The 23,038-nt window shown below is 58.1% G+C and carries 22 protein-coding genes and 3 rRNA genes; 14 read left to right on the top strand and 11 right to left on the bottom strand.

The features are described from left to right. The first annotated feature begins 59 nt into the window (after positions 1 to 59). Genes FRH_RS07875 through FRH_RS07860 form a run of 4 tightly spaced genes read left to right on the top strand, consistent with a single transcriptional unit; the run spans position 60 to position 1,949 of the window. The gene (locus tag FRH_RS07875) at positions 60 to 467 is read left to right on the top strand and encodes a thioesterase family protein (RefSeq protein WP_139528239.1); all 408 of its coding nucleotides are present in this window, start codon (positions 60 to 62) and stop codon (positions 465 to 467) included. A 40-nt stretch (positions 468 to 507) separates the two neighbouring features. Further along, a complete protein-coding gene (locus FRH_RS07870) occupies positions 508 to 810 on the top strand; it encodes a hypothetical protein (RefSeq protein ID WP_139528238.1) in 303 nt (100 codons plus the stop codon). Between the two features lie 12 nt (positions 811 to 822). Next, complete coding sequence (locus tag FRH_RS07865; RefSeq protein WP_139528237.1) at positions 823 to 1,344, top strand: DUF501 domain-containing protein; 522 nt, start codon at positions 823 to 825, stop codon at positions 1,342 to 1,344. Positions 1,345 to 1,403: 59 nt separating this feature from the next. Continuing rightward, positions 1,404 to 1,949: a TIGR00730 family Rossman fold protein gene (locus FRH_RS07860; RefSeq protein WP_139528236.1), complete on the top strand. Its 546-nt coding sequence runs from the start codon at positions 1,404 to 1,406 to the stop codon at positions 1,947 to 1,949. A 13-nt stretch (positions 1,950 to 1,962) separates the two neighbouring features. On the opposite strand, the gene FRH_RS07855 is transcribed toward FRH_RS07860, so the two are convergent. Both FRH_RS07855 and FRH_RS07850 read right to left on the bottom strand, forming a co-directional pair. Further along, positions 1,963 to 2,469, bottom strand: a complete 507-nt coding sequence (locus tag FRH_RS07855) for a hypothetical protein (protein WP_139528235.1) — start codon at positions 2,467 to 2,469, stop codon at positions 1,963 to 1,965. A 38-nt stretch (positions 2,470 to 2,507) separates the two neighbouring features. After that, positions 2,508 to 3,002 (bottom strand): tetratricopeptide repeat protein, encoded by a 495-nt coding sequence (locus tag FRH_RS07850; RefSeq protein ID WP_139528234.1) that lies wholly within the window; start codon positions 3,000 to 3,002, stop codon positions 2,508 to 2,510. 249 nt (positions 3,003 to 3,251) lie between these two features. Between FRH_RS07850 and FRH_RS07845 the strand changes: the two genes are divergently transcribed. After that, a complete protein-coding gene (locus FRH_RS07845) occupies positions 3,252 to 4,283 on the top strand; it encodes an NADP(H)-dependent aldo-keto reductase (protein ID WP_139528233.1) in 1,032 nt (343 codons plus the stop codon). Positions 4,284 to 4,396: 113 nt separating this feature from the next. Then, positions 4,397 to 5,176 (top strand): peroxide stress protein YaaA, encoded by a 780-nt coding sequence (gene yaaA, locus FRH_RS07840; RefSeq protein ID WP_139528232.1) that lies wholly within the window; start codon positions 4,397 to 4,399, stop codon positions 5,174 to 5,176. A 2-nt stretch (positions 5,177 to 5,178) separates the two neighbouring features. Here yaaA and FRH_RS07835 read toward each other — a convergent pair whose 3' ends face one another. Then, positions 5,179 to 5,754 (bottom strand): isochorismatase family protein, encoded by a 576-nt coding sequence (locus FRH_RS07835; RefSeq protein WP_153844033.1) that lies wholly within the window; start codon positions 5,752 to 5,754, stop codon positions 5,179 to 5,181. Positions 5,755 to 5,896: 142 nt separating this feature from the next. Here FRH_RS07835 and FRH_RS07830 point away from each other — a divergent pair, with 142 nt between their 5' ends. Beyond that, complete coding sequence (locus FRH_RS07830; RefSeq protein WP_139528230.1) at positions 5,897 to 6,745, top strand: Tim44-like domain-containing protein; 849 nt, start codon at positions 5,897 to 5,899, stop codon at positions 6,743 to 6,745. Positions 6,746 to 6,866: 121 nt separating this feature from the next. Here the strand turns inward: FRH_RS07830 and FRH_RS07825 are convergent, their stop codons facing one another. The 5 genes from FRH_RS07825 to tyrS all read right to left on the bottom strand — a co-directional run bounded on the left by FRH_RS07825 (position 6,867) and on the right by tyrS (position 14,107). Next, positions 6,867 to 7,055, bottom strand: coding sequence for a hypothetical protein (locus FRH_RS07825; protein WP_139528229.1), 189 nt, complete (start codon positions 7,053 to 7,055; stop codon positions 6,867 to 6,869). Between the two features lie 399 nt (positions 7,056 to 7,454). Then, positions 7,455 to 7,570, bottom strand: a 5S ribosomal RNA gene (gene rrf, locus FRH_RS07820). Between the two features lie 155 nt (positions 7,571 to 7,725). Then, positions 7,726 to 10,615: ribosomal RNA gene (locus tag FRH_RS07815) — 23S ribosomal RNA — on the bottom strand. A gap of 293 nt (positions 10,616 to 10,908) precedes the next feature. Beyond that, a 16S ribosomal RNA gene (locus FRH_RS07810) occupies positions 10,909 to 12,441 on the bottom strand. The 16S, 23S and 5S rRNA genes sit together here, the layout of an rRNA operon. A 466-nt stretch (positions 12,442 to 12,907) precedes the next feature. Then, positions 12,908 to 14,107, bottom strand: coding sequence for a tyrosine--tRNA ligase (gene tyrS, locus FRH_RS07805; protein ID WP_219862555.1), 1,200 nt, complete (start codon positions 14,105 to 14,107; stop codon positions 12,908 to 12,910). A gap of 116 nt (positions 14,108 to 14,223) precedes the next feature. Between tyrS and FRH_RS07800 the strand changes: the two genes are divergently transcribed. Beyond that, entirely contained in the window at positions 14,224 to 15,366 is a 1,143-nt protein-coding gene (locus tag FRH_RS07800) for an anhydro-N-acetylmuramic acid kinase (protein WP_219863797.1), read from the top strand. Positions 15,367 to 15,432: 66 nt separating this feature from the next. Here FRH_RS07800 and FRH_RS07795 read toward each other — a convergent pair whose 3' ends face one another. Continuing rightward, positions 15,433 to 16,476, bottom strand: coding sequence for a type IV pilus twitching motility protein PilT (locus FRH_RS07795; RefSeq protein WP_153843140.1), 1,044 nt, complete (start codon positions 16,474 to 16,476; stop codon positions 15,433 to 15,435). A 33-nt stretch (positions 16,477 to 16,509) separates the two neighbouring features. Here FRH_RS07795 and FRH_RS07790 point away from each other — a divergent pair, with 33 nt between their 5' ends. The 6 genes from FRH_RS07790 (at position 16,510) to FRH_RS07765 (ending at position 21,127) form a co-directional block, all read left to right on the top strand. Then, complete coding sequence (locus FRH_RS07790) at positions 16,510 to 17,208, top strand: YggS family pyridoxal phosphate-dependent enzyme (RefSeq protein ID WP_153843141.1); 699 nt, start codon at positions 16,510 to 16,512, stop codon at positions 17,206 to 17,208. Positions 17,209 to 17,280: 72 nt separating this feature from the next. Further along, entirely contained in the window at positions 17,281 to 18,108 is an 828-nt protein-coding gene (gene proC / locus FRH_RS07785; RefSeq protein WP_219862553.1) for a pyrroline-5-carboxylate reductase, read from the top strand. Positions 18,109 to 18,168: 60 nt separating this feature from the next. Continuing rightward, the gene (locus tag FRH_RS07780) at positions 18,169 to 18,762 is read left to right on the top strand and encodes a YggT family protein (RefSeq protein ID WP_219862550.1); all 594 of its coding nucleotides are present in this window, start codon (positions 18,169 to 18,171) and stop codon (positions 18,760 to 18,762) included. A 74-nt stretch (positions 18,763 to 18,836) separates the two neighbouring features. Further along, on the top strand, positions 18,837 to 20,033 hold the full coding sequence (locus FRH_RS07775; protein ID WP_139527992.1) for a homoserine O-acetyltransferase: 1,197 nt from the start codon (positions 18,837 to 18,839) through the stop codon (positions 20,031 to 20,033). Beyond that, entirely contained in the window at positions 20,033 to 20,629 is a 597-nt protein-coding gene (gene metW, locus FRH_RS07770; RefSeq protein ID WP_139527991.1) for a methionine biosynthesis protein MetW, read from the top strand. The genes FRH_RS07775 and metW overlap by 1 nt, the downstream gene beginning before the upstream one ends. A 36-nt stretch (positions 20,630 to 20,665) precedes the next feature. Continuing rightward, complete coding sequence (locus FRH_RS07765) at positions 20,666 to 21,127, top strand: DUF4426 domain-containing protein (protein ID WP_139527990.1); 462 nt, start codon at positions 20,666 to 20,668, stop codon at positions 21,125 to 21,127. On the opposite strand, the gene sfsA is transcribed toward FRH_RS07765, so the two are convergent. Together sfsA and FRH_RS07755 are read right to left on the bottom strand one after the other, a co-directional pair. Further along, positions 21,124 to 21,852: a DNA/RNA nuclease SfsA gene (sfsA, locus tag FRH_RS07760; protein WP_139527989.1), complete on the bottom strand. Its 729-nt coding sequence runs from the start codon at positions 21,850 to 21,852 to the stop codon at positions 21,124 to 21,126. The two genes, FRH_RS07765 and sfsA, sit on opposite strands and share 4 nt — an antisense overlap. After that, on the bottom strand, positions 21,849 to 23,009 hold the full coding sequence (locus tag FRH_RS07755; RefSeq protein WP_239286465.1) for an aminotransferase class I/II-fold pyridoxal phosphate-dependent enzyme: 1,161 nt from the start codon (positions 23,007 to 23,009) through the stop codon (positions 21,849 to 21,851). The genes sfsA and FRH_RS07755 overlap by 4 nt, the downstream gene beginning before the upstream one ends. Positions 23,010 to 23,038: the final 29 nt, after the last annotated feature.

Raw genomic sequence — 23,038 nt, 5'->3', positions numbered from 1 at the left:
CTCGCTTGGGTTAATGCTGGGTCGGGCTCACTTTACACACTAATAACAAGGATCGCGTCATGTTTACTCGCACCATAGAACCCGCCTTTTACGATACCGATGCGTTGGGCCATATCAACAACACACGCCTCCCCGCATGGTTCGAGCTGGCGCGTAACGATCTCTTCAAGTTGTTCACGCCCGACCTGAATCCTAAACAGTGGCGACTGATCATGGCACGTATGGAAGTGGACTATCGCGCTGAACTGTTTTACGGCCACGACATCGAAATTCGTACCTACTTGACCCGGCTGGGCAATAGCTCGTTTACCGTCACCCAGGAAGCCCGGCAGCATGGTACGCTAACCAATCTGGGCCATACGGTGATGGTGCAGTACGATCATCAGGAGAAGCGAGCCGTTCCCATCGAGGGTGCTCTTCGCGAGGCTTTATCGGCGCATTTAGAAACGGCGCCCGCTTCCGCTTAATTTTGCCCGCCTAACATGGCGGGGCCTTCCAGGAGTCACCATGGCCATCCGCTACAATCTCTGGATAGATCCTGATAACACGGCGCAGCATCGCGCCGTGGAAGCCGACCTAGAACGCTACTTCATGGAGCGCTTCGCCGATTACCCGCATATCCGCTTGTTCGGCGCGGACCCCTACGATTATGATGCCCCGTTCAATCGACTCTACGACGTGCTGATGGCGCGCGCCGCCGAGTATTGCGAAGAGAAGTGGCGCTACGTCGCCTCTCCTGAACAGCTCAACCGCTGCTTTTTCCGCGCCGTTGGCCGCTCGACTAAATTTGTTCAAGACGACCGAAAGTGAGACTGCTACACAATGGTAATTCGTACCGACCAAGCCCCCGACGAGCGCCAGCTGGCGATCATTACTCAACAGCTCGGGCGCGCGCCTCGCGGTATCGAAGCCGTTGCAGCCACTGACGCCCAAGGCACGCCACTCGTACTGCGTATGGCGCCGATCGTGGATGGCAAACCTTTCCCCACGCTTTACTGGCTCTGCTCGGACCTGCTGAAAATCGAGATCTCGCGCATCGAAGCCGTGGGCGTGATCAAGTCTCTAGAGCAGCGCTTGCAGGAAGAGCCGGCATTTCTCGCCGCTTATCAGCAAAGCCACCGCGACTACGTCGACGCCCGCTGGCGCTCGATGAGCGAGGCTCAGCGCGAAGAGGTGGGTCGCTTGGGCTACACCGATGTACTCACCGAGCGCGGCGTGGGCGGTATCAGTAATTGGCAGCAGGTGCGCTGCCTACACACCCAGTACGCTCACCACCTATGCGGCCACAATGTCATCGGCCAGTGGATGGACGAGCACTACGACGTTCAGCGCTGCTTGGCCTAGCGCCGCGTGCGAATTGAACCGCTGTCATCAGATCTCTCTGCGATAAGGACGCCCTGACGATGTCACGTATTTGTGTTTACCTTGGTTCTCGGGAAGGTAACAGCCCGGCCTTTCGCCAAGCCGCGCACACCCTCGGCACGAGCCTTGGGCAGCGCGGGCATACATTGGTATATGGCGGCGCACGCGTTGGGCTCATGGGAGAGTTGGCCAATGCGGCGCTGGAAGCAGGAGGTCACGTGATCGGCGTGATGCCGGATCACTTGGTCGAGCGTGAACAGGCGCACTTTGGCTTAACGGAACTGATTCGCGTGCCCAATATGCACGAGCGTAAAGCCACTATGGCAGCGAATGCCGATGCCTTCATTGCTCTACCGGGCGGTATTGGTACGTTCGAGGAGCTATTCGAAATCTGGACCTGGGGCTATTTGGGGCTCCATGACAAACCAATGGGGCTGCTAGATACCGAAGGCTTTTACGCGCCCCTGCTAGCCTTTTTGGATAGCACGGTTAGCCACGGCTTTCTGGCCCAAACGACCCGTGACATGCTGCTTGATGCTTCGACGCCCGATCTTCTATTGGATGCCCTTGAAGCCCAGTTGGATTAACGTCGAGACGCGGTTAGGCTTTGAGGGTCAGCGTGCGAGTGCGCTGATAGGTAAGCTGGAGCAAACGGGCATCTTCTCCGGCACGATGGCGGTGGATGCCTCGCTCTGCCACGACGGCCTCTTTGGTATCACTCCACAACGCCTGCTGCTCTTCACTAAGCAGAATGCGTAGCGCTTCCAGGCGAAAACGGGGCAACATACCAGCATGGTGGAACAGCAACGATAGCCACGTATTATCGTAGCCCCAGCTATCGCTGTACGCCTTACCTAGCTCCCGCAGCTCGTCGTTGAGCCACTGGGCCACTTGGCGCACTGGGTAGCCCTCTTTCATCAGCCGCTCGCGAGAGATGCCATGCAGAAGCTCTGCTTTGGGGTCCCAATGCACCCACTCATCCAACGGCTGAATAAGAAACGCGCAGCAGCTACCGTCGGCGCGGGCGATGCCCACCTCGATCGGATAGCTGCCGCGCCCGAATCCGGACGCTTCAATATCTAGCACTGTAGGTAGCGTCTCGGACACTGATTTCCTCTTTTCTATATCGCCACCGGGTACGGGGCTCAGGCGGCGGCCATTTCCGCCGCAGGCTGCCGCTCGGCCATACGCTGCCAGTAGTCGGCTTGTTCATGATCCACGGCTAAGCCTAGCTCGCCCAAGCGGTAGGCACGCGCCAGGCGATCCGCTGCCAGATAGTGGCCTGCCTGCGCTGCACGGGCGTACCACGTCACCGCATAATCCTCACGGCGAGGATACTGCACACAGCCGTGCTCATGAATTTGTGCCACCTGATACTGTGACTTTACATCGCCTGCCTGGGCCGCTTCCAGTACGTAGCGCGCGCCACGCGCTTTATCCTGTGGCGACAAGCTGCGGTGGAACAACATGTGCCCATAGATCGACTGTGCATCCGGGTGCCCCGCTTCGGCACACCGCTTGAACAGTCGCATGGTGAGACGCTGCGTGCGCGGTGAACGCGGAAGTAACCAACGGGTGTGAAACAGCTGCTCGGCGAGACGAAACTCCAACCGGGTAAACAACGATGATGCCTGCGGCATGGCAAACCACCCTGCCTATCTGTTGAGACCTTCGGCTAACCATCTCACCTTCCACGATGGCTAACCATACGATAAACCGGCGCTTGGCCGGTCAATGGGCTGGCAAGCATACGCCTGCCGTCGTCCTGACTCAACCCTCTTGATTTGCTGCTTTTGTAGAGCCTCGCTAACATGCCTCCCACAGGCTGGTAACGTCGATAGGCATCGCTCATTTTCCAGCCACGTTTTTGCCTAAGCGAGGAGACAAGCATGCAAACGCGCCCACTGGGGAGAACCGGGATGGAGGTCAGCCGACTCTGTCTAGGCACGATGACCTTTGGTGAACAGAACAGCGAAGCCGAGGCTCATGAGCAGCTCGACCGCGCGGTCGCGTTCGGTATCAACTTTATCGACACGGCAGAAATGTACCCGGTTCCGCCAAAGGCAGAGACGCAAGGCCGGACGGAAGCCTATATCGGCAGTTGGCTAAACGCTCGCGGTGCTCGCGACGATGTGATCATTGCCACCAAAGCGGCAGGCCCAGGTTTAGAACACATTCGCGGCGGCCCTAAGATGAGCCGCAACCATCTCCACCAAGCTATCGACACCAGCCTTGAGCGCCTGCAAACGGACTATGTCGATCTGTACCAATTGCACTGGCCTGATCGTCACACCAACTTTTTTGGCAAACTCGGCTACACCCACGCGGAGCAGGAAGACGCCACCCCGCTGGAAGAGACGCTTTCCGCTCTGAAAGAGCTGGTCGATGCTGGGAAGATTCGCGCCATCGGTCTCTCCAATGAAACGCCCTGGGGCGTCATGCGGATGCTTCAGCTCTCTGATCAACTGGGCCTGCCCCGCGTTGCCTCCATACAAAACCCTTACAATCTGTTGAACCGCTCGTTCGAAGTAGGCTTGGCAGAAATTGCCCATCGCGAAGACGTCGGGTTACTGGCCTACTCGCCGCTGGGGTTTGGCGTGCTGTCCGGTAAGTATCTCAACGGCGCCCAGCCGCCAAAAGGCCGCTTGACGCTCTATGAGCGCTTCAAACGCTATACGTCGCCCGAAGCCGACGCCGCGACACAAGCCTACGTCGATCTGGCCAACGCGCATGGGCTCGACCCCGCGCAAATGGCGCTGGCATTCGTCAATTCGCGCAGCTTCCTGACCAGCAACATCATTGGTGCCACGACCATGGAGCAGTTGGAGAGCAACCTCGCCAGCGAGGGCCTGAAGCTCGACGACGATGTGTTGACTGCCATCGACGATATCCACCGCCGCATGCCGAACCCCTGCCCCTAACGGCTCCTATCGTGTCGATAGCCTCGGCTGCCGCCAAGGCTTGATATAATCTCACTATCCATATTGTGGCCGCGTTCCGCGGCCCCCTTTTGTCACGGCACAAGGAGCACGCCATGCTGAGCGTCATTTCCCCCGCCAAAACGCTGGATTTTGAAACACCTCCGACGACCCAAAACGTCACACAACCGGATTTCCTCGAACACAGCCAGCCGCTGATCGATATTCTACGCGGCTACTCCCCTCAGCAAATCAGCGACCTAATGGGCATCAGTGACAAGCTAGCAGGCCTGAACGCGGCTCGCTTTGCCGAGTGGCAGCCCCCTTTCTCGCTGGACAACGCCAAACCTGCCGTGCAGGCGTTTCAGGGAGACGTCTACGCGGGTCTGGAAGCCGAGACCTTCAGCGATGCGGACAATCAGTTTGCCCAGCAGCATTTGCGTATTTTATCGGGTCTCTATGGTTTGCTGCGTCCGCTGGACTTGATCCAGGCCTACCGCTTGGAAATGGGTACCAAACTGCCCAACGATGCGGGCAAGGATCTTTACGCTTATTGGAAGCCCCTCCTGACACCTGCGCTGAACAGTGCGATTGCCGAGAGTGGGTCGAAAGTGCTTGTGAACCTAGCCTCCAACGAATACTTCAAAGCCATCGAAGCTAAGAAGCTGGATGCCCGAGTGATCACTCCCGTCTTCAAGGATGAGAAAAACGGCACGTTCAAAATCATCAGTTTCTATGCGAAAAAAGCGCGCGGGTTGATGAGCGCTTGGATCATTCGACAGCAGATCAATGACCCCGAAGCGCTCAAAGACTTCGATGTGGCAGGCTACCGTTTCGATTCCGCCGCCTCCGAAGGCGATACGCTCGTGTTCACCCGTCGCGAAACGGATCGTTAAGATCAATAAAAGGTGACCGCTTGAGCCGACCTTGGCTTTAAAAACCGGCGATGAATCTCTTTAAAAGTGGCCGTATCACAGCGGTGGAGCCACTCATAGGCCACCATATCCGCGGACACCGCCACCGCCCCATTGGCACACGCACGCTGACGAGCAAGGCGCGCCTCATCCGACCGGCGACTGGCGGTGGCTTCACTCAGCCAAAATACTTGATACCCCGCCTCCAACAGCCCCAGCGCGCTCTGCAGTACGCAGATGTGCGCTTCGGTACCGCACACGATCACCTGCTTGCGTCCAAGCGCGGCCAGCGCCTGACTAAACGACTCCTCTTCTGTCGCACTAAAATGCCGCTTTTGCCACAGCTCGTGCGTTCCCAAGCCCTCCAACAGCGTCGGTGTAGTGCCACCCAGCCGCTCAGGATACTGCTCGGTTAGCCATACCGGCACCTGCAAAGCACCGGCAATACCGGCAAGCCAAGCAGCCTCTTTAATCGCCGCCTCGCCACCCTCGATGACGGGCAGCAAACCGGCTTGAAAATCGATCATCAATAGGACGCTTCGAGACTGATCTAAACGCACTTTTCGCTCCTTTTTTTGTCTTTATAACAGCGCTTACCATCACCTAGGCGAGGTATTACACGGTAAACTGACAGCCCAACCTTTTCTATCTGCTTCGCACCGAAGCATTTGGCATTCCCTGCATCCTTATTGGAGAATCAACATGTTAAGGCAATTCTTTGTGATGCTATTGGTGAGCGTTATGGGCGTTAGCGCCGCCATCGAACACGCAGAGGCACGCCGCCTAGGCGGTGGCAGCAGTATGGGTAGCGTGTCACGCTCCGCTGATCGTCCAGCCAGCACGCCCGCACAACAACAGGCTCAAGGCACCCAGCAACAGGCAGGCGCCGCGAGTGCTGCCCGCCGCGGCGGCATGGGGGGCATGATGGGTGGTTTGCTGGCGGGCGGCTTGCTGGCGGCGCTGTTTTTCGGCGGGGCGTTCGACGAGCTACGCTTAATGGACCTGCTTGTCATGGCGGGCGTTGCCGTGCTGGCTATTGTCGCCTTCCGAGCCTTCATGCGGCAGCGTCGACCCGCATCCGTGACGCATGGCTATCAGCGTGAGCGTCAAGAGATGCCGCATGCATCGACCAGCCACTTCAAAGCAACCCCTGGGAGCTTAGCAAGCGGTTTGCAGAGTACCCCCGCCTGGTTTGATAAAGAGCGCTTCCTAGGAGGTGCGAAAGAGCACTTTATGACACTCCAACGCGCTTGGGATAATAACGATTTCAGTAAAATACAGGAGTATGTGACCCCTGAACTTTATAACCTGCTGCGTCAAGAGCGTGCCGAACAGCCTGCTAACAATCAGACCGAGGTGGTGAAACTATTTGCCGAACTTGGGGATGTTAACGAGTATGAGGGGTATGCTGAAGCGACCGTGATTTTCCACGGTATCTTGGACGAAAACGGTGAACAAACCGAGTTCAACGAAACCTGGCACCTGACTCGCAGCATGCGCGACCAAGCGCCTTGGTACTTACAGGGTATCGAGCAAAACCCAGGTGCATAATGACAACTCGCCTGACCACTTCCCAAGCCTAAAATTTTAAGCCTCAAAACCTAAAACAGCCGCTTATCAGCGGCTGTTTTTGTATCGGTGGTGTATCGCTATACTGCAAAGAGCCTTTTACTTACTCCTCTGCCGACTCTTCGATATTTTCGCCCATCTCCTCCAGGCTTTCACCCGCATCTTCCATGCTTTCATCGATGCTCTCACCTGCTTCTTCTGCAGGGCCCTGGTTATCACAGGCTGCTAAGCCGCCCACCATCATGGCCATCAGTAGGGCAACCGCTAGCTTCTTCATCAACGGGGTACTCATATCGCGTCTCCTCCTGAGATGCTGCTTGAATGATAGGTACCACACCATACTAGTTGTCGTGCGGTACACTCGCCACTACAAAGCAGTAACTCCTTGTTATTTAATTTATTAAAACAGCCGTTTCAAGGAAGCTTTGTGCATGGGCTATCGTTGATCGAGTCGTTTGCAGTGTTTCAAACGCATAGCAAAAAACCCCGAGCACAGCGTACTCAGGGCCTGAATAATGGCGCGCTTATCGAGCGCGCAACAAAAAACCCAGCCGATTGGCTGGGTTCTTTGCGGTATAAGTGCCTGATTATGTTCGGGCCGGCCACCCGGCGGGCGGCGCTCCGCTACTCTTCAGGGGGAGACCCCTAAAAAGCAAAACCCCGACCAGATGGCCGGGGTTTCGTAATAAGTGCCTGACGATGACCTACTCTCGCATGGGGAGACCCCACACTACCATCGGCGCTAAGCGGTTTCACTTCTGAGTTCGGCATGGGATCAGGTGGTTCACGCGTGCTATGGTCGTCAGGCGTAACGGGTAATGCATATCATGCTGAGTGCGTCGTTGACGCGGTAAGTGATCGTCTCATGTCCGCCAGCGTCTTGGCGGGCGAATGCGTATCCGGTTTTCCGAGTGGCTGTCCACTCGATCGTTATCACGGCGACCAGACCCCTTGGGTGTTATAGGGTCAAGCCTCACGGGCCATTAGTACACGTTAGCTCAACGCCTTGCAGCGCTTCCACACCGTGCCTATCAACCAGCTGGTCTCGCTGGGCCCTTTAGGAGACTCTAGGTCTCAGGGATGTCTCATCTTGAAGGGGGCTTCCCGCTTAGATGCTTTCAGCGGTTATCCCGTCCGACCATAGCTACCCGGCAATGCCACTGGCGTGACAACCGGAACACCAGAGGGTCGTCCACTCCGGTCCTCTCGTACTAGGAGCAGCTCTTCTCAAACATCCAACGCCCACGGCAGATAGGGACCGAACTGTCTCACGACGTTCTAAACCCAGCTCGCGTACCACTTTAAATGGCGAACAGCCATACCCTTGGGACCGACTTCAGCCCCAGGATGTGATGAGCCGACATCGAGGTGCCAAACACCGCCGTCGATGTGAACTCTTGGGCGGTATCAGCCTGTTATCCCCGGAGTACCTTTTATCCGTTGAGCGATGGCCCTTCCATACAGAACCACCGGATCACTAGAACCTGCTTTCGCACCTGCTCGACGTGTCTGTCTCGCAGTCAAGCACCCTTATGCTCTTGCACTCATTGCACGATGTCCGACCGTGCTGAGGGTACCTTCGTGCTCCTCCGTTACGCTTTGGGAGGAGACCGCCCCAGTCAAACTACCCACCACACACTGTCCTCGATCCGGATCACGGACCTGAGTGAGAACGCCAATGATGCCAGGCTGGTATTTCAAGGTTGGCTCCACCCGAACTGGCGTCCGGGTTTCAAAGCCTCCCAGCTATCCTACACAGGCAACATCAGCGTCCAGTGTGAAGCTATAGTAAAGGTTCACGGGGTCTTTCCGTCTAGCCGCGGGTACACCGCATCTTCACGGCGATTTCAATTTCACTGAGTCTCGGGTGGAGACAGCGTGGCCATCATTACGCCATTCGTGCAGGTCGGAACTTACCCGACAAGGAATTTCGCTACCTTAGGACCGTTATAGTTACGGCCGCCGTTTACCGGGGCTTCGATCAAGAGCGTCGGCCGAGGCCTAACACCATCACTTAACCTTCCGGCACCGGGCAGGCGTCACACCCTATACGTCCGCTTGCGCGTTAGCAGAGTGCTGTGTTTTTACTAAACAGTTGCAGCCACCTGGTATCTTCGACCGGTTCGGGCTGAAGGAGCAAGTCCTCTCACCCTATGCCGGCGTGCCTTCTCCCGAAGTTACGGCACCATTTTGCCTAGTTCCTTCACCCGAGTTCTCTCAAGCGCCTTGGGATTCTCACCCTGACCACCTGTGTCGGTTTGGGGTACGGTCGCACATGATCTGAAGCTTAGAGGCTTTTCCTGGAAGCGTGGCATCAATGACTTCGACACCGTAGTGTCTTCGTTTCGTGTCTCGGCCTTGAGCACCCGGATTTACCTAAGCGCTCAGCCTACTCACTTTCACCAGGACAACCAACGCCTGGCTCACCTAGCCTTCTCCGTCCCCCCATCGCAATCATGTCCGGTACGGGAATATTGACCCGTTTCCCATCGACTACGCCTTTCGGCCTCGCCTTAGGGGCCGACTCACTCTGCTCCGATTAGCGTCGAACAGAAACCCTTGGTCTTCCGGCGAGGGAGTTTTTCACTCCCTTTATCGTTACTCATGTCAGCATTCGCACTCGTGATACCTCCAGCATGCTTCTCAACACACCTTCATCGGCTTACACGACGCTCCTCTACCGCTCACACATAGTGTGAACCCGTAGCTTCGGTACCTGGTTTAGCCCCGTTACATCTTCCGCGCAGGCCGACTCGACTAGTGAGCTATTACGCTTTCTTTAAAGGATGGCTGCTTCTAAGCCAACCTCCTAGCTGTCTGAGCCTTCCCACATCGTTTCCCACTTAACCAGGATTTGGGGACCTTAGCTGACGGTCTGGGTTGTTTCCCTTTTCACGACGGACGTTAGCACCCGCCGTGTGTCTCCCACGCTCGCACTCACCGGTATTCGGAGTTTGCCTCGGGTTGGTAAGTCGGGATGACCCCCTAGCCGAAACAGTGCTCTACCCCCGGCGGTGATACGTGAGGCGCTACCTAAATAGCTTTCGAGGAGAACCAGCTATCTCCGGGCTTGATTAGCCTTTCACTCCGATCCACAAGTCATCCAAATCTTTTTCAACAGATCCTGGTTCGGTCCTCCAGTTGATGTTACTCAACCTTCAACCTGCTCATGGATAGATCGCCCGGTTTCGGGTCTATATCCAGCGACTGGTCGCCCAGTTAAGACTCGGTTTCCCTACGCCTCCCCTATTCGGTTAAGCTCGCCACTGAATATAAGTCGCTGACCCATTATACAAAAGGTACGCGGTCACAGAACGAGTCTGCTCCCACTGCTTGTACGCACACGGTTTCAGGATCTATTTCACTCCCCTCTCCGGGGTTCTTTTCGCCTTTCCCTCACGGTACTGGTTCACTATCGGTCAGCCAGGAGTATTTAGCCTTGGAGGATGGTCCCCCCGTCTTCAGTCAAGGTTTCACGTGCCCCGACCTACTCGATTTCACGTGATCAGATTTTCGACTACGGGGCTATCACCCGCTATGGCCAGACTTCCCAGTCTGTTCGCCTAATCTTTCACACGCTTAAGGGCTGGTCCCCGTTCGCTCGCCGCTACTAGGGGAATCTCGGTTGATTTCTTTTCCTCAGGGTACTTAGATGTTTCAGTTCCCCTGGTTCGCCTCTTACGCCTATGGATTCAGCGCAAGATACTCATCTTGTGATGAGTGGGTTTCCCCATTCAGAGATGTCCGGGTCGCAGGTCGTTTGCCACCTCACCGAACCTTATCGCAGGCTACCACGTCTTTCATCGCCTCTGGCTGCCTAGGCATCCACCGTGTGCGCTTCATTGCTTGACCCTATAACCCGAAGGGGTCTGGTGTCTCGCAATGATAACGATTGCCGGATACGCTTGAGACGTATCACTTAACAATTACGTATGAACGTTATAAAACGTTCATGTCAGCATGATATACATTGTTAAAGAGCGACTGCTATGCGCAGTGATAAGCGGATGCTTTTTTCACTTCAAAAGAAAAGGAAAGACCTTTTTTCTTTTTTTAATGTGAAGAAAACGCTTATCACTGCGTAACGACAGCATTCTGATCAGGTAATTCATTGTGAGCGCTTACCGCGAGGATGAGTCATCGGTTAAGGAGGTGATCCAGCCGCAGGTTCCCCTACGGCTACCTTGTTACGACTTCACCCCAGTCATGAACCACACCGTGGTGATCGCCCTCTTGCGTTAGGCTAACCACTTCTGGTGCAGTCCACTCCCATGGTGTGACGGGCGGTGTGTACAAGGCCCGGGAACGTATTCACCGTAGCATTCTGATCTACGATTACTAGCGATTCCGACTTCACGGAGTCGAGTTGCAGACTCCGATCCGGACTGAGATCGGCTTTTCGGGATTGGCTCACTCTCGCGAGTTGGCAACCCTTTGTACCGACCATTGTAGCACGTGTGTAGCCCTACTCGTAAGGGCCATGATGACTTGACGTCGTCCCCACCTTCCTCCGGTTTGTCACCGGCAGTCTCCTTAGAGTTCCCGCCATTACGCGCTGGCAAATAAGGACAAGGGTTGCGCTCGTTACGGGACTTAACCCAACATTTCACAACACGAGCTGACGACAGCCATGCAGCACCTGTCTCTGCGTTCCCGAAGGCACTAAGGTATCTCTACCAAATTCGCAGGATGTCAAGAGTAGGTAAGGTTCTTCGCGTTGCATCGAATTAAACCACATGCTCCACCGCTTGTGCGGGCCCCCGTCAATTCATTTGAGTTTTAACCTTGCGGCCGTACTCCCCAGGCGGTCGACTTATCGCGTTAACTTCGCCACAAAGTGCGCTAGGCACCCAACGGCTGGTCGACATCGTTTACGGCGTGGACTACCAGGGTATCTAATCCTGTTTGCTACCCACGCTTTCGCACCTCAGTGTCAGTGTCAGTCCAGAAGGCCGCCTTCGCCACTGGTATTCCTCCCGATCTCTACGCATTTCACCGCTACACCGGGAATTCTACCTTCCTCTCCTGCACTCTAGCTTGACAGTTCCGGATGCCGTTCCCAGGTTGAGCCCGGGGCTTTCACAACCGGCTTATCAAGCCACCTACGCGCGCTTTACGCCCAGTAATTCCGATTAACGCTTGCACCCTCCGTATTACCGCGGCTGCTGGCACGGAGTTAGCCGGTGCTTCTTCTGCGAGTGATGTCTTTCCTAGCGGGTATTAACCGCTAGGCGTTCTTCCTCGCTGAAAGTGCTTTACAACCCGAGGGCCTTCTTCACACACGCGGCATGGCTGGATCAGGGTTCCCCCCATTGTCCAATATTCCCCACTGCTGCCTCCCGTAGGAGTTCGGGCCGTGTCTCAGTCCCGATGTGGCTGATCATCCTCTCAGACCAGCTACGGATCGTGGCCTTGGTGAGCCGTTACCTCACCAACTAGCTAATCCGACATAGGCTCATCCGATAGCGGGAGCCGAAGCCCCCTTTCTCCCGTAGGACGTATGCGGTATTAGCCTGGGTTTCCCCAGGTTATCCCCCACTACCGGGCAGATTCCTATGCATTACTCACCCGTCCGCCGCTCGTCAGCATCCAGCAAGCTGGATCTGTTACCGCTCGACTTGCATGTGTTAGGCCTGCCGCCAGCGTTCAATCTGAGCCATGATCAAACTCTTCAGTTTAAGATCAATGCGGTTCTTACCTGTCACCGAAGCAACAGAAGCGAACCAAACTTGGCTCAAGGGTCAAACGAATTCATTCATTAGGCCGAAGCCTGTTTGACGAGTCGCTTGCCTTGATAATAGGTGATTTATCACCCTCATCGGCAAGCGCCCACATGAATTACCTGATCAAATTGTTAAAGAGCAACTTTCTTAATATCGCTGCGGCGGGCTCGATGACCTGACCCGTGTTGCCTCAGCGAGGAAGGCGTATTCTACGCATTCCGTGGTGTTTGTCAACCGCTGTTTTCAGCGGGCGAAGCGAGCGATCTGACCAACCTACCACAGAGCTCTAACTTCCTGACAAACAAGAGGTTTTTCAACCTCATCACCGCTGGTAACGCTGGGCGTCCCCGGCAGCGGATGCGTACTTTACGGATTCGATGCCGGGTTGGCAAGGGCTAATGTGAAAAAGTTTTCAAAAAGTTCAAGCAAGCGTCACACGGGCGTAACGTTTCTTGCCTGCCTGGATGACGTACACCTTACAGGTGGCCAGCATGGTGTCCTGAGCAACGACCTCGCCATCGACCTTGACGCTGCCATTTTTCAGCATGTCCTTGGCCTGGGCACTGTTCTTTGTCAGGCCGGAGCGATTCAGAACAGCGGCGATGGGCGCTTGCTCGCTGCCTTCGAAGTCTACCTTCACTTCCGGCAGATCTTCCGGCAGCTCACCGTCGGCCAGCTGGTTACCCGCCGACTTGTGCGCATTGGCCGCTGCCTCGTCGCCGTGATAGCGGGCGATCAGCTCGCGGGCCAGTTCCATTTTCACATCGCGCGGGTTGGCGCCCTGCTCGACACTTTGCTTTAGCGCGTCGAGCTCTTCGTTCGATTTGAGCGAGAGCAGTTCGAAGTAACGCCACATCAAGCTGTCGGGCATGGAGACCAGTTTATTGAACATGGAGCCCGGTGCTTCATCCACGCCGACGTAGTTGCGAAGCGACTTTGACATTTTCTGCACGCCGTCCAAACCTTCCAGCAGCGGCATGGTAATGACCACCTGGGGCTCTTGCCCGAAGTGCTTCTGAATCTCGCGCCCCATGAGCAGATTGAATTTCTGGTCGGTACCGCCCAACTCCACGTCGGCCTCCAGTGCGACCGAGTCGTAACCCTGTACGAGCGGATAGAGGAATTCATGAATGGCGATGGATTGGTTGGCTTTATAGCGCTTTTCAAAGTCGTCGCGCTCCAGCATCCGGGCGACGGTGCTTTGCGCGGCCAGCTCGATCATCTTGGCGGCACTTAGCTCGCCAAACCATTCGGCGTTGAAGCGCACCTCGGTCTTTTCCGGATCGAGGATCTTGAACACCTGCTCTTTGTAGGTTTCCGCGTTCGCTTTGACATCCGCTTCCGTCAATGGCTTACGAGTGACGTTTTTACCGGTCGGATCGCCAATGCGGCCAGTGAAGTCACCAATCAAAAAGATGACGGTGTGGCCAAGCTCTTGGAACTGGCGCATTTTGGTCAGCAGTACGCTGTGCCCCAGGTGCAGATCAGGTGCCGTCGGATCGAACCCTGCCTTGATACGCAGTTTACGACCGGACGCGAGCTTTTTGCGCAGCTCGTCTTCTACCAGGATTTCATGCGTCCCCCGCGACAGCAGCGCTAACGCCTGATCCACCTCACTCATTGCCTCTCTCCATGTACTATGTGCCGTTAAAGGCGTTTAAATGATCGATAGTGGGCGATGTTATCACGCTCCACCGCCTTGGTTGAGCCTTCCTCCCGTTTTGGACGACACGCATGATGAAAACCTCTACCGCCACATCGACGGCCTACTATATCGGGCTCATGTCAGGCACAAGCTTGGACGGCATCGATGCCGCCTTGGTGTCACTCACTCCCGGCACGCCGCCCATACTCATAGCCACGGCCGCCGTTGCCATGCCCGATAGGCTGCATACGCAGCTCTTGCACCTATGCCACACACCCTCCGCGAGCTTTGCCGAGCTGGCCGCCGCCGAGGATGCTTTTTGCCGCCTCCAGGCCCAGGCCGTCACGGCACTATTAACGAACCAAGGGCTCGCCGCGGCTCAGATTACGGCGATTGGCAGCCACGGTCAGACGATAGAGCACGTGCCCCAAGGCCATCAGGGCGGCCCGGCCTATACGCTGCAGCTGGATAACCCAAGCCTGCTAGCCGAATTGACGGGATGCACGGTCGTCGCCGACTTTCGCCGACGGGATCTCGCCGCTGGTGGACAAGCAGCGCCTTTAGCACCCGCTTTCCACCAAGCGCTATTTGGGCAGCGGCCAGGCGAAAAGCTCGTGCTCAACCTGGGCGGCTTTGCCAATCTCACCTGGCTCCCCCAGGATCAAGAGCGCGCCGTGGTGGGCTTCGATACTGGACCGGCTAACGTGCTGCTCGATGCCTGGTTTGCCAAGCATCACACTGGACGATTCGATGAGAACGGCACGTGGGCGGCCAGCGGTCAGGTCGACCAATCGCTGCTCGCCCGCCTGCTTAAAGAACCCTTTTTTCACCAGCCGCCGCCACGCAGTACTGGACGCGAGCTATTTCACTTAGCGTGGTTGAACGACCACCTCACCGGCAACGAAGCTCCAAGCGACGTCCAGGCAACGCTGGCCGAACTGACGGCGGTGAGCGTTGCGCAAGGGGTGGCCCAACTGCCGCTAAGCCAGTCCAGCGCCACGCTGCTGGTGGGTGGCGGCGGTGCTCATAATGCCTATTTGATGGAAAGGTTAGCAGCGCATCTACCCAAGGTGACGCTGCTCTCCCCCGCCACGCTGGGCTGGCCGGAAGATTGGATCGAAGCAGGAGCCTTTGCCTGGCTCGCCCATCAGCGGCTTCACGGGTTACCCGGCAATTTGCCTTCCGTGACTGGCGCTAGCGGCCCGAGGGTGCTCGGCGGCATTTACGCTCCCTAGCGGCGCCTACACATTTATCGGTGCACCGCTGGGTAGCTCACCCATCGCACTACCCTCCCGCTGCGGTTACTCGTCTTTTAACGTCAGCGTGCCTTTTGCGCGTGCCTGGGCGTCGTCCATACTCACCACGCCCTCCTTGACCAACTTGGCGAGCGACGCATTGAGTGTCTGCATCCCCAGGGCGCCGCCAGTCTGAATGGCCGAGTAGATCTGTGCCACTTTATCTTCACGGATCAGATTACGAACCGCCGACGTGGCGATCAGGATCTCGTGGGCTGCCACGCGTCCGCCACCCTGGCGTTTCAGCAACGTTTGCGAAACGACCGCCTGGAGCGATTCGGAGAGCATCGAGCGCACCATGGATTTCTCATCGCCGGGAAACACATCGATGATCCTGTCAATGGTTTTCGCCGCAGAGGTGGTGTGCAGCGTCCCAAATACCAAGTGTCCCGTTTCAGCCGCGGTCAGCGCCAGGCGGATCGTTTCGAGATCACGAAGCTCGCCGACCAAAATCACGTCCGGATCTTCGCGCAGCGCGCTACGTAACGCCCCCGAAAAGCTATGGGTATCGCGATGAACCTCCCGCTGGTTGATCAGGCAGCGCTTGCTGGTGTGCACAAACTCCACCGGGTCTTCGATGGTCAGGATATGCTCGAAGCGGTGATCGTTGATGTAGTCGATCATTGCCGCCAGGGTCGTGCTTTTGCCCGACCCCGTCGGCCCGGTCACTAGCACCAAGCCCCTGGGCAGCATCGACAGGCGTTGGAACACCTCTCCCATGCCCAAGGCGTCCATGGAAAGCACCTTGTTGGGAATGGTACGAAAGACGGCCCCTGCCCCGCGTGCCTGGTTGAAGGCATTGACCCTAAAGCGCGCCACGCCCGGCACTTCGAAGGAAAAGTCCGCTTCTAGGTGCTCTTCGTAGTCACGGCGCTGCCGATCGTTCATGATGTCGTAGATCAGCCGCCGCACGTCGTCGTTCTCCATGGCGGGCACATTAAGCCGACGAATATCGCCATCAACACGTATCATGGGCGGCAATCCCGCCGAAAGGTGCAGGTCGGACGCATTCTGCTTTGCCGAGAATGCCAGCAGTTCGGTAATATCCATCTCTCTTTCCCAGCTGCGGTAAGGTGCTTGAGTATGACAGACAACGCGCTCTCCGAGTCACTGGCCTCTGCGCGTGAACGCCTGCGACGAGCGCTTGAAGAAGCAGGGCGCTCGCCCACCAGCGCTACTCTTTTAGCGGTGAGCAAGACCAAGCCCGCCGACATGCTGCGCGAAGCGTGGCAGCACGGCCAGCGCGAGTTTGGTGAAAACTACCTGCAAGAAGCGCTGGATAAACAGGCGGCGCTCAAGGATCTTGACGGCATCGTGTGGCACTTCATCGGCCCGCTGCAATCGAACAAGACCCGTGCCGTGGCCGAGCAGTTTGCCTGGGTACACAGCGTGGATCGTTTGAAAATTGCCAAACGTTTGAGCGAACAGCGCCCAGCAGCGCTACCGCCGCTGAACGTCTGCCTGCAGGTCAACATTAGCCGCGAGGCCACGAAGTCCGGCGTGCTGCCGGAAGATGCCTTGGCTTTGGCTCGAGACATTGCCGCGCTACCCGGCTTAGCCCTGCGCGGGCTGATGGCGATTCCCGCCCCAGCGGCGACGCTAGAGGCACAGCGCCAGCCGCTGGCAGCGCTGCGCCAGCTATTGGATGAGCTCAAAGCGGCACTGCCCGACGCACCGCTGGATACGCTATCGATGGGCATGAGTGACGATTTGGAAGCGGCTGTTTTAGAGGGCGCCACGCTGGTACGTTTAGGCACCGCCATTTTTGGCGCACGGGGCTAACGGCGGCTCGAACAACACACGGCTTATTACACACGCTGCACGACGCAGCCATTTGCGAAAAAGGATACCCCCATGGCGAGCAAGATCACCTTCATTGGCGCGGGCAACATGGCCAGCGCCATTATCGGCGGCCTGATCGAAAGCGGTGTCTCACCCAGCGACATCACCGCCACGGCCCCCAACGACAGCGAACTGGCTCCGCTGAAAGCGCGCCTGGGTATTCATACCCACACCGACAATAGCGCCGCCGTCAGCGGGGCGGACGTGGTCGTTCTAGCGGTCAAACCGCAGATCATGCGCGGCGTTTGCGAAGCGCTACGCGACAGCGTTCAACAGCAGGCGCCGCTGGTGATCTCCATTGCCGCCGGCTTGGATGCCGACACCATCGATCAGTGGCTGGGGGGCGGCAACGCCCTGGTGCGCTGCATGCCCAATACCCCTTCGCTAGTCGGCATTGGTGCTAGCGGCCTGTACGCCAACGCGGCGGTCAGCGACGCCCAGCGCACGCTGGCCACGCAGCTGATGGAAGCCGTTGGCATCGTCGAATGGGTCGACGAAGAGCGCTTGCTGGACGCCGTGACCGCCGTGTCCGGCAGCGCACCGGCTTACTTCTTTTTGATGTTCGAAGCCATGGAAGAGGCCGCCGTGAAGCTCGGCCTGCCTGCCGATACCGCTCGCCGCTTGGCCATTCAAACCGCCTTGGGCGCCTCCACCATGGCCCAGCGCAGTGACAAAGACCCGGCCACGCTGAAACAGAACGTCATGTCACCGGGCGGCACCACCGAGCGCGCCATTCATCATATGGAAGAGGCGCATCTGCGCACGATCATCGCCGACGCTATGAACGCCTGCGCCGAGCGCGCCGACGCCATGTCCAAAGAGCTAAGCGGTAACGCCTGAGTCGCACGCCGCCAATAGGCCGTGAACGATGCCAAACGCTATTTTCGAGGAGAAGCCGCAATGGGAAGTCAATTAGGCAGCGCCGGGTTAATGCTGGTGAACTCGCTGATCAATATTTATCTGTTTCTGTTGATGCTGCGCTTTTTGCTGCAGGCATCGCGGGCGGATTACTACAACCCGCTCAGCCAGTCGGTGGTCAAAATCACCCAGCCTGTCGTGGGGCTGTTTCAAGGCTTTTTAGGGCCGGTCGCCGGTCGCTTTGACCTAGCCACCCTGGCGGCCGGTTTCGTGCTGAAAGTCTTCAGTATGATCGCCATCTTCATGGTGATCGGCGTAGGCATGCCGCCCATTGCAGGGCTGCTGATTGCGGGTGTCGCCGCGCTGGCCAACGCCATTTTGAAGATCTACTTCTTTGCCATGATCGTGATGATCATCCTAAGCTGGGTCGCCCCGAATGCGAGCCACCCCGGCGCGCTGCTGGTGATGCAACTGGTCGAGCCGATCATGGCACCGGTGAGGAAGGTAATTCCGCCGCTGGGCATGATCGACCTCTCGCCGATCGTCGTCTTCATCGCCATCAACCTGGTGGACGGCATCGTCGTGGGTTCACTGATTCGCGCAGCAGGCATCTCGGGTGCCCTCGTAGGGCTATAACGGCCCTATCGACTCGACTAACGGCCCGAGCTCACTTTTGGCAGTGACCTATTTTTGCAGGACTAGTGCTTTCGATGCCTGATTCAGACACTCTTGCTTATGACGACCGGCCAGCGGACTCCGTTGGCCTCGTAACGCCCCAGGTGGTGAAATTCGATACGCCGCTGCCGCTTGCCTGCGGCAAGACGCTATCGGAGTACGAACTGATCTATGAGACCTACGGCACGCTGAACGCCGAACGCTCGAATGCGGTGCTGATTTGCCACGCGCTATCGGGGCACCACCACGCGGCAGGCTACCACACCGCCGAAGACCGCAAACCCGGCTGGTGGGATGCCCATATCGGTCCAGGCAAATCCATCGACACCAACCGCTTTTTCGTGGTGTCGCTGAACAACCTGGGCGGCTGCCACGGCAGTACCGGCCCGGTAAGCCATAACCCGGATACCGGCCGTCAGTGGGGACCCGACTTCCCCGTAGTGACGGTGAGTGACTGGGTCACTAGCCAAGCACGACTCGCCGACCACTTGGGCATCGAGCGCTGGGCCGCGGCCGTGGGGGGCAGTTTGGGCGGTATGCAGGTGCTGCAGTGGACGATCACTTACCCCGAACGCGTTGCCAATGCCGTCGTCATCGCCGCCACACCCCGCCTGTCGGCGCAAAACATCGCCTTCAACGAGGTCGCCCGGCAGGCGATTCGCTCGGATCCCGAGTTCTTCGACGGCTGGTACGCCGAGCACGACACCGTGCCCAAGCGAGGACTGAAACTGGCCCGCATGGTAGGTCATATCACCTATCTTTCCGAAGACGCCATGGGCAGCAAGTTTGGCCGTGACCTGCGCAGCGACGACTTGAACTTTGGCTTCGACGTCGAGTTTCAGGTGGAGTCGTACTTGCGCTACCAGGGCGACACTTTCTCGACCGCCTTCGATGCCAACACCTACCTGCTGATGACTAAAGCGCTGGACTACTTCGACCCGGCGGCCAGCTGCGACGGCGATCTCGCCTGCGCCCTGGCTCCGGCGCAGTGTCCTTTTTTGATCGTCAGCTTTACCACCGATTGGCGCTTCCCGCCGTCGCGCTCTCGAGAGCTAGTGGACGCCCTTACCCGCGCGGGTAAATCAGTCAGCTACGCCAATATCGAGTCGCCCCACGGGCACGATGCCTTCTTACTGCCCGAGCCGCGCTATCAAGCGCTGTTCAGTGCCTTCATGGGCCGCGTCGCTCGAGAGCAGCACCTCGATGCCGCCGACGCGGAGGAAACACGCTAATGCGCACAGATCTCGAACTGATTTACGACTGGGTTCCCCAAGACGCACACGTCCTTGACCTCGCCTGCGGCGACGGCGTCCTGCTAGAGCGGTTGGCTAAAGAGAAAGGCGTGACGGGTTACGGGTTGGAGATCGACCCGGACGGCATTACCCAGTGCGTGGCGCGCGGCGTCAACGTCATCGAGCACAACCTGGACGACGGCCTGGGTAGCTTCTGCGACAATAGCTACGATCAGGTGATCATGACCCAGGCGCTGCAGGCGCTGCGCCGCCCGGATAAGATGCTCGATGAAATGCTGCGGGTCGCCGAGGAGGGGATCATCACCTTCCCCAACTTCGCCTACTGGCGTCACCGCATTCACCTGGGGCTGCGCGGCTATATGCCGGTATCGAAATCGCTGCCCCACGCGTGGTACGACACCCCTAACATTCACCTCTCGACGTTCAACGACTTCGAGCACCTATGTAAAGAGAAAGGGTTGGTGATCGTCGACCGTGCCGTAGGAGTGGGCGACCACAAGGGGCACTGGACCTCGAAGTGGTGGCCTAACCTGTTTGGTGAAATCGCCATTTTCCGGGTACGCCGACGCGCCTAAGACGGCCTTTACCTCACCCATGAGAGGAGACACGCTATGGCTATCGCAACACTGCGACGCTTTCCACTGTTGATGGTGCTACTTGGCACGCTGCTCAGCGCCACCCAGGCAGCGGCAGAGCAAATGGTGCAAGTGGGCGACTACGAGATCCATTACAACGCCATCGAAACGCGCTTTCTAACGCCAGAAGTGGCGCAGGCGAACAGCATCCAGCGCAGTATCGGGCACGGCCTGGTCAACGTCAGCGTGCGCGAGCGCCAGCCGGATGGCACCACGCGACCGGTGAATGCCAGCGTGGGCGGCTATGTGAGCGACTTGACCGACACCCGCGAACCGCTCAGTTTTCGCACCGTGCACGATGGCGATGCCACCTACCACCTTGCCACGTTTACACTGCGCCACGACGAGCCAATGCGCTTCCATCTCGACGTGCGCTACGACCGCAATGAAAATTCCGAGCCGGTGAGCTTCATTCAGCGTTTCTATATCGAGCGCTAAACCCGTACCGGTAGTGCCCGCGTCAGGCGGGCCGCTATCGGTACGCTTTGCTGCCACGTCATCGTCACGCCATACGCCAGTACTTCGACCCCCGCTTGCACCGCATCACTGAGCGCCGCCGCGTAGGTGGCGTCGATATGCGCCGCCGGTGCCACGTCCGCAATCCCCTCGTGCGCCACGCAGAATAGCAGCACCGCCCGCTCGCCCTGCTGGGCAAGCGCCGCCAGCGTGGCTAAATGTTTGGTGCCCCGTGCGCTCACGGAGTCGGGAAAGTAGCCGTGCCCATCCGCCTCTTTCAGCGTTACCTGTTTGACCTCCACGTAGGCGGCGCCCTTCTCAGGGTCATCCAAACGAAAATCGAGCCGCGCTTCGCCGACCTTCACTTCACGCTTTAACGTTCGATAGTCCGCCAGCGGCGGGATATCCCCCGCCGTGATGGCACTTTCAACCCAGCGGTTTGCGCGCCCCGTATGCACCGATGCCAGCGCCGTCCCCCCCTCAGGCTGAGGCAGTGCAATCCACTCCCAGGTCCAGGCCAGCTTGCGTTTGGGGTTGTCGCTAGGCGAGAGCCATACCCGGCAGCCGGGTACGTTGACCGCCTTCATCGAGCCCGTATTCGGGCAGTGGGCCACCACGTCCTCCCCGCTGTCCAGGCGTACATCGGCTAGAAAGCGCTTGTAGCGCCGCAGCAGCGTGCCGGACACCAGTGAGGGATAGGTCATCATAAGCGGCTCACGAAGCGCGCAATGCGCACTACGGCCTCCTGCAGCCGTGCCACGTCGTTAGTGAAGGCGATGCGCACATGATGCTCGCCGCCCTGTACGGCAAAATCGATCCCCGGGGTGATGGCGACATTCTCCTCCACGAGCAGGCGCTCGCAGAAGGCTTGGCTGTCACGGCTGTAGCGGGAGATATCCAGCCAGAGATAGAACGCCCCCTGAGGCGGCAAATCCGGCGCTAACCCTAGCTCGGCCAAGCCATCCAGTAGTACTTGGCGACGCTGTTTGAGAGTAGCGCGACGGGTTTCCAGAATATCCCGGCACTCGGGAGTAAACGCCGCCAGCGCCGCGTGCTGGGAGGGCGTCGGTGCGGCGAGAAAGACGTTTTGCGCCAGCCGGGTCAGCGGCTCGACGGCCTGCTCTGGCGCCACCAGCCAACCCAAGCGCCAGCCGGTCATGCCGAAGTACTTGGAGAAGCTGTTCACCACAAAAGCGTCATCTGACAATGACGTGGCCGACAGCGGCGCGTCATCGTAATTCAGCCCCTGGTAGATCTCGTCGACGATGACGTCGCCACCCTTGGCAGCCACGGTGTCGATCACCTTGGCGAGCGCCGGGGCATCCAGCGTATGCCCGGTCGGGTTGGAGGGGCTTGCCAGCATGGCTATACGCGTCTTGGCCTGCCAGTGCTGCTCGATCAGCGGTGCGGTGAGCTGCCAGCCGCTATCACGCCCTACCGACACGGCGTCGACCTCGGCCCCTGCCAGCGCCATGAAGTGGCGGTTACACGGATAGTTTGGGTCAGCCATTAGCACTCGATCACCATTTTCGACAAGCAGCTGGCTGGCCAGCAGCAGTGCGCCAGACGCACCGGGGGTGACCAGAATACGGGCGGGGTCAACCGTGGCGTTGAAGTGCTCGGCGTAGTGCCCGGCAATGGCCTCGCGCAGCGACGCTAAACCGGCGGCGGGGGTGTAGCGTGTTCTGCCGCTGGCCAGCGCCTGCTGCCCGGCGGCGACGATCGGGGCGGGCGTTGCGAAATCCGGTTCGCCCACTTCCAGGTGAATCACGTCATGGCCTGCCGCTTCACGCGCCTGAGCCATTTCCAATAAGTGCATTACGCGAAAAGGCGCAACGTGATCGACACGCGAATTCCAGGCCATAACGGCTCCTTCACCTAGCAGTAGTTAAA

Origin of the sequence: Halomonas sp. A020, assembly GCF_027943625.1 — a bacterium.
Lineage (GTDB): Bacteria > Pseudomonadota > Gammaproteobacteria > Pseudomonadales > Halomonadaceae > Vreelandella > Vreelandella piezotolerans.
This window is presented reverse-complemented; position numbering and strand designations above follow the sequence as displayed.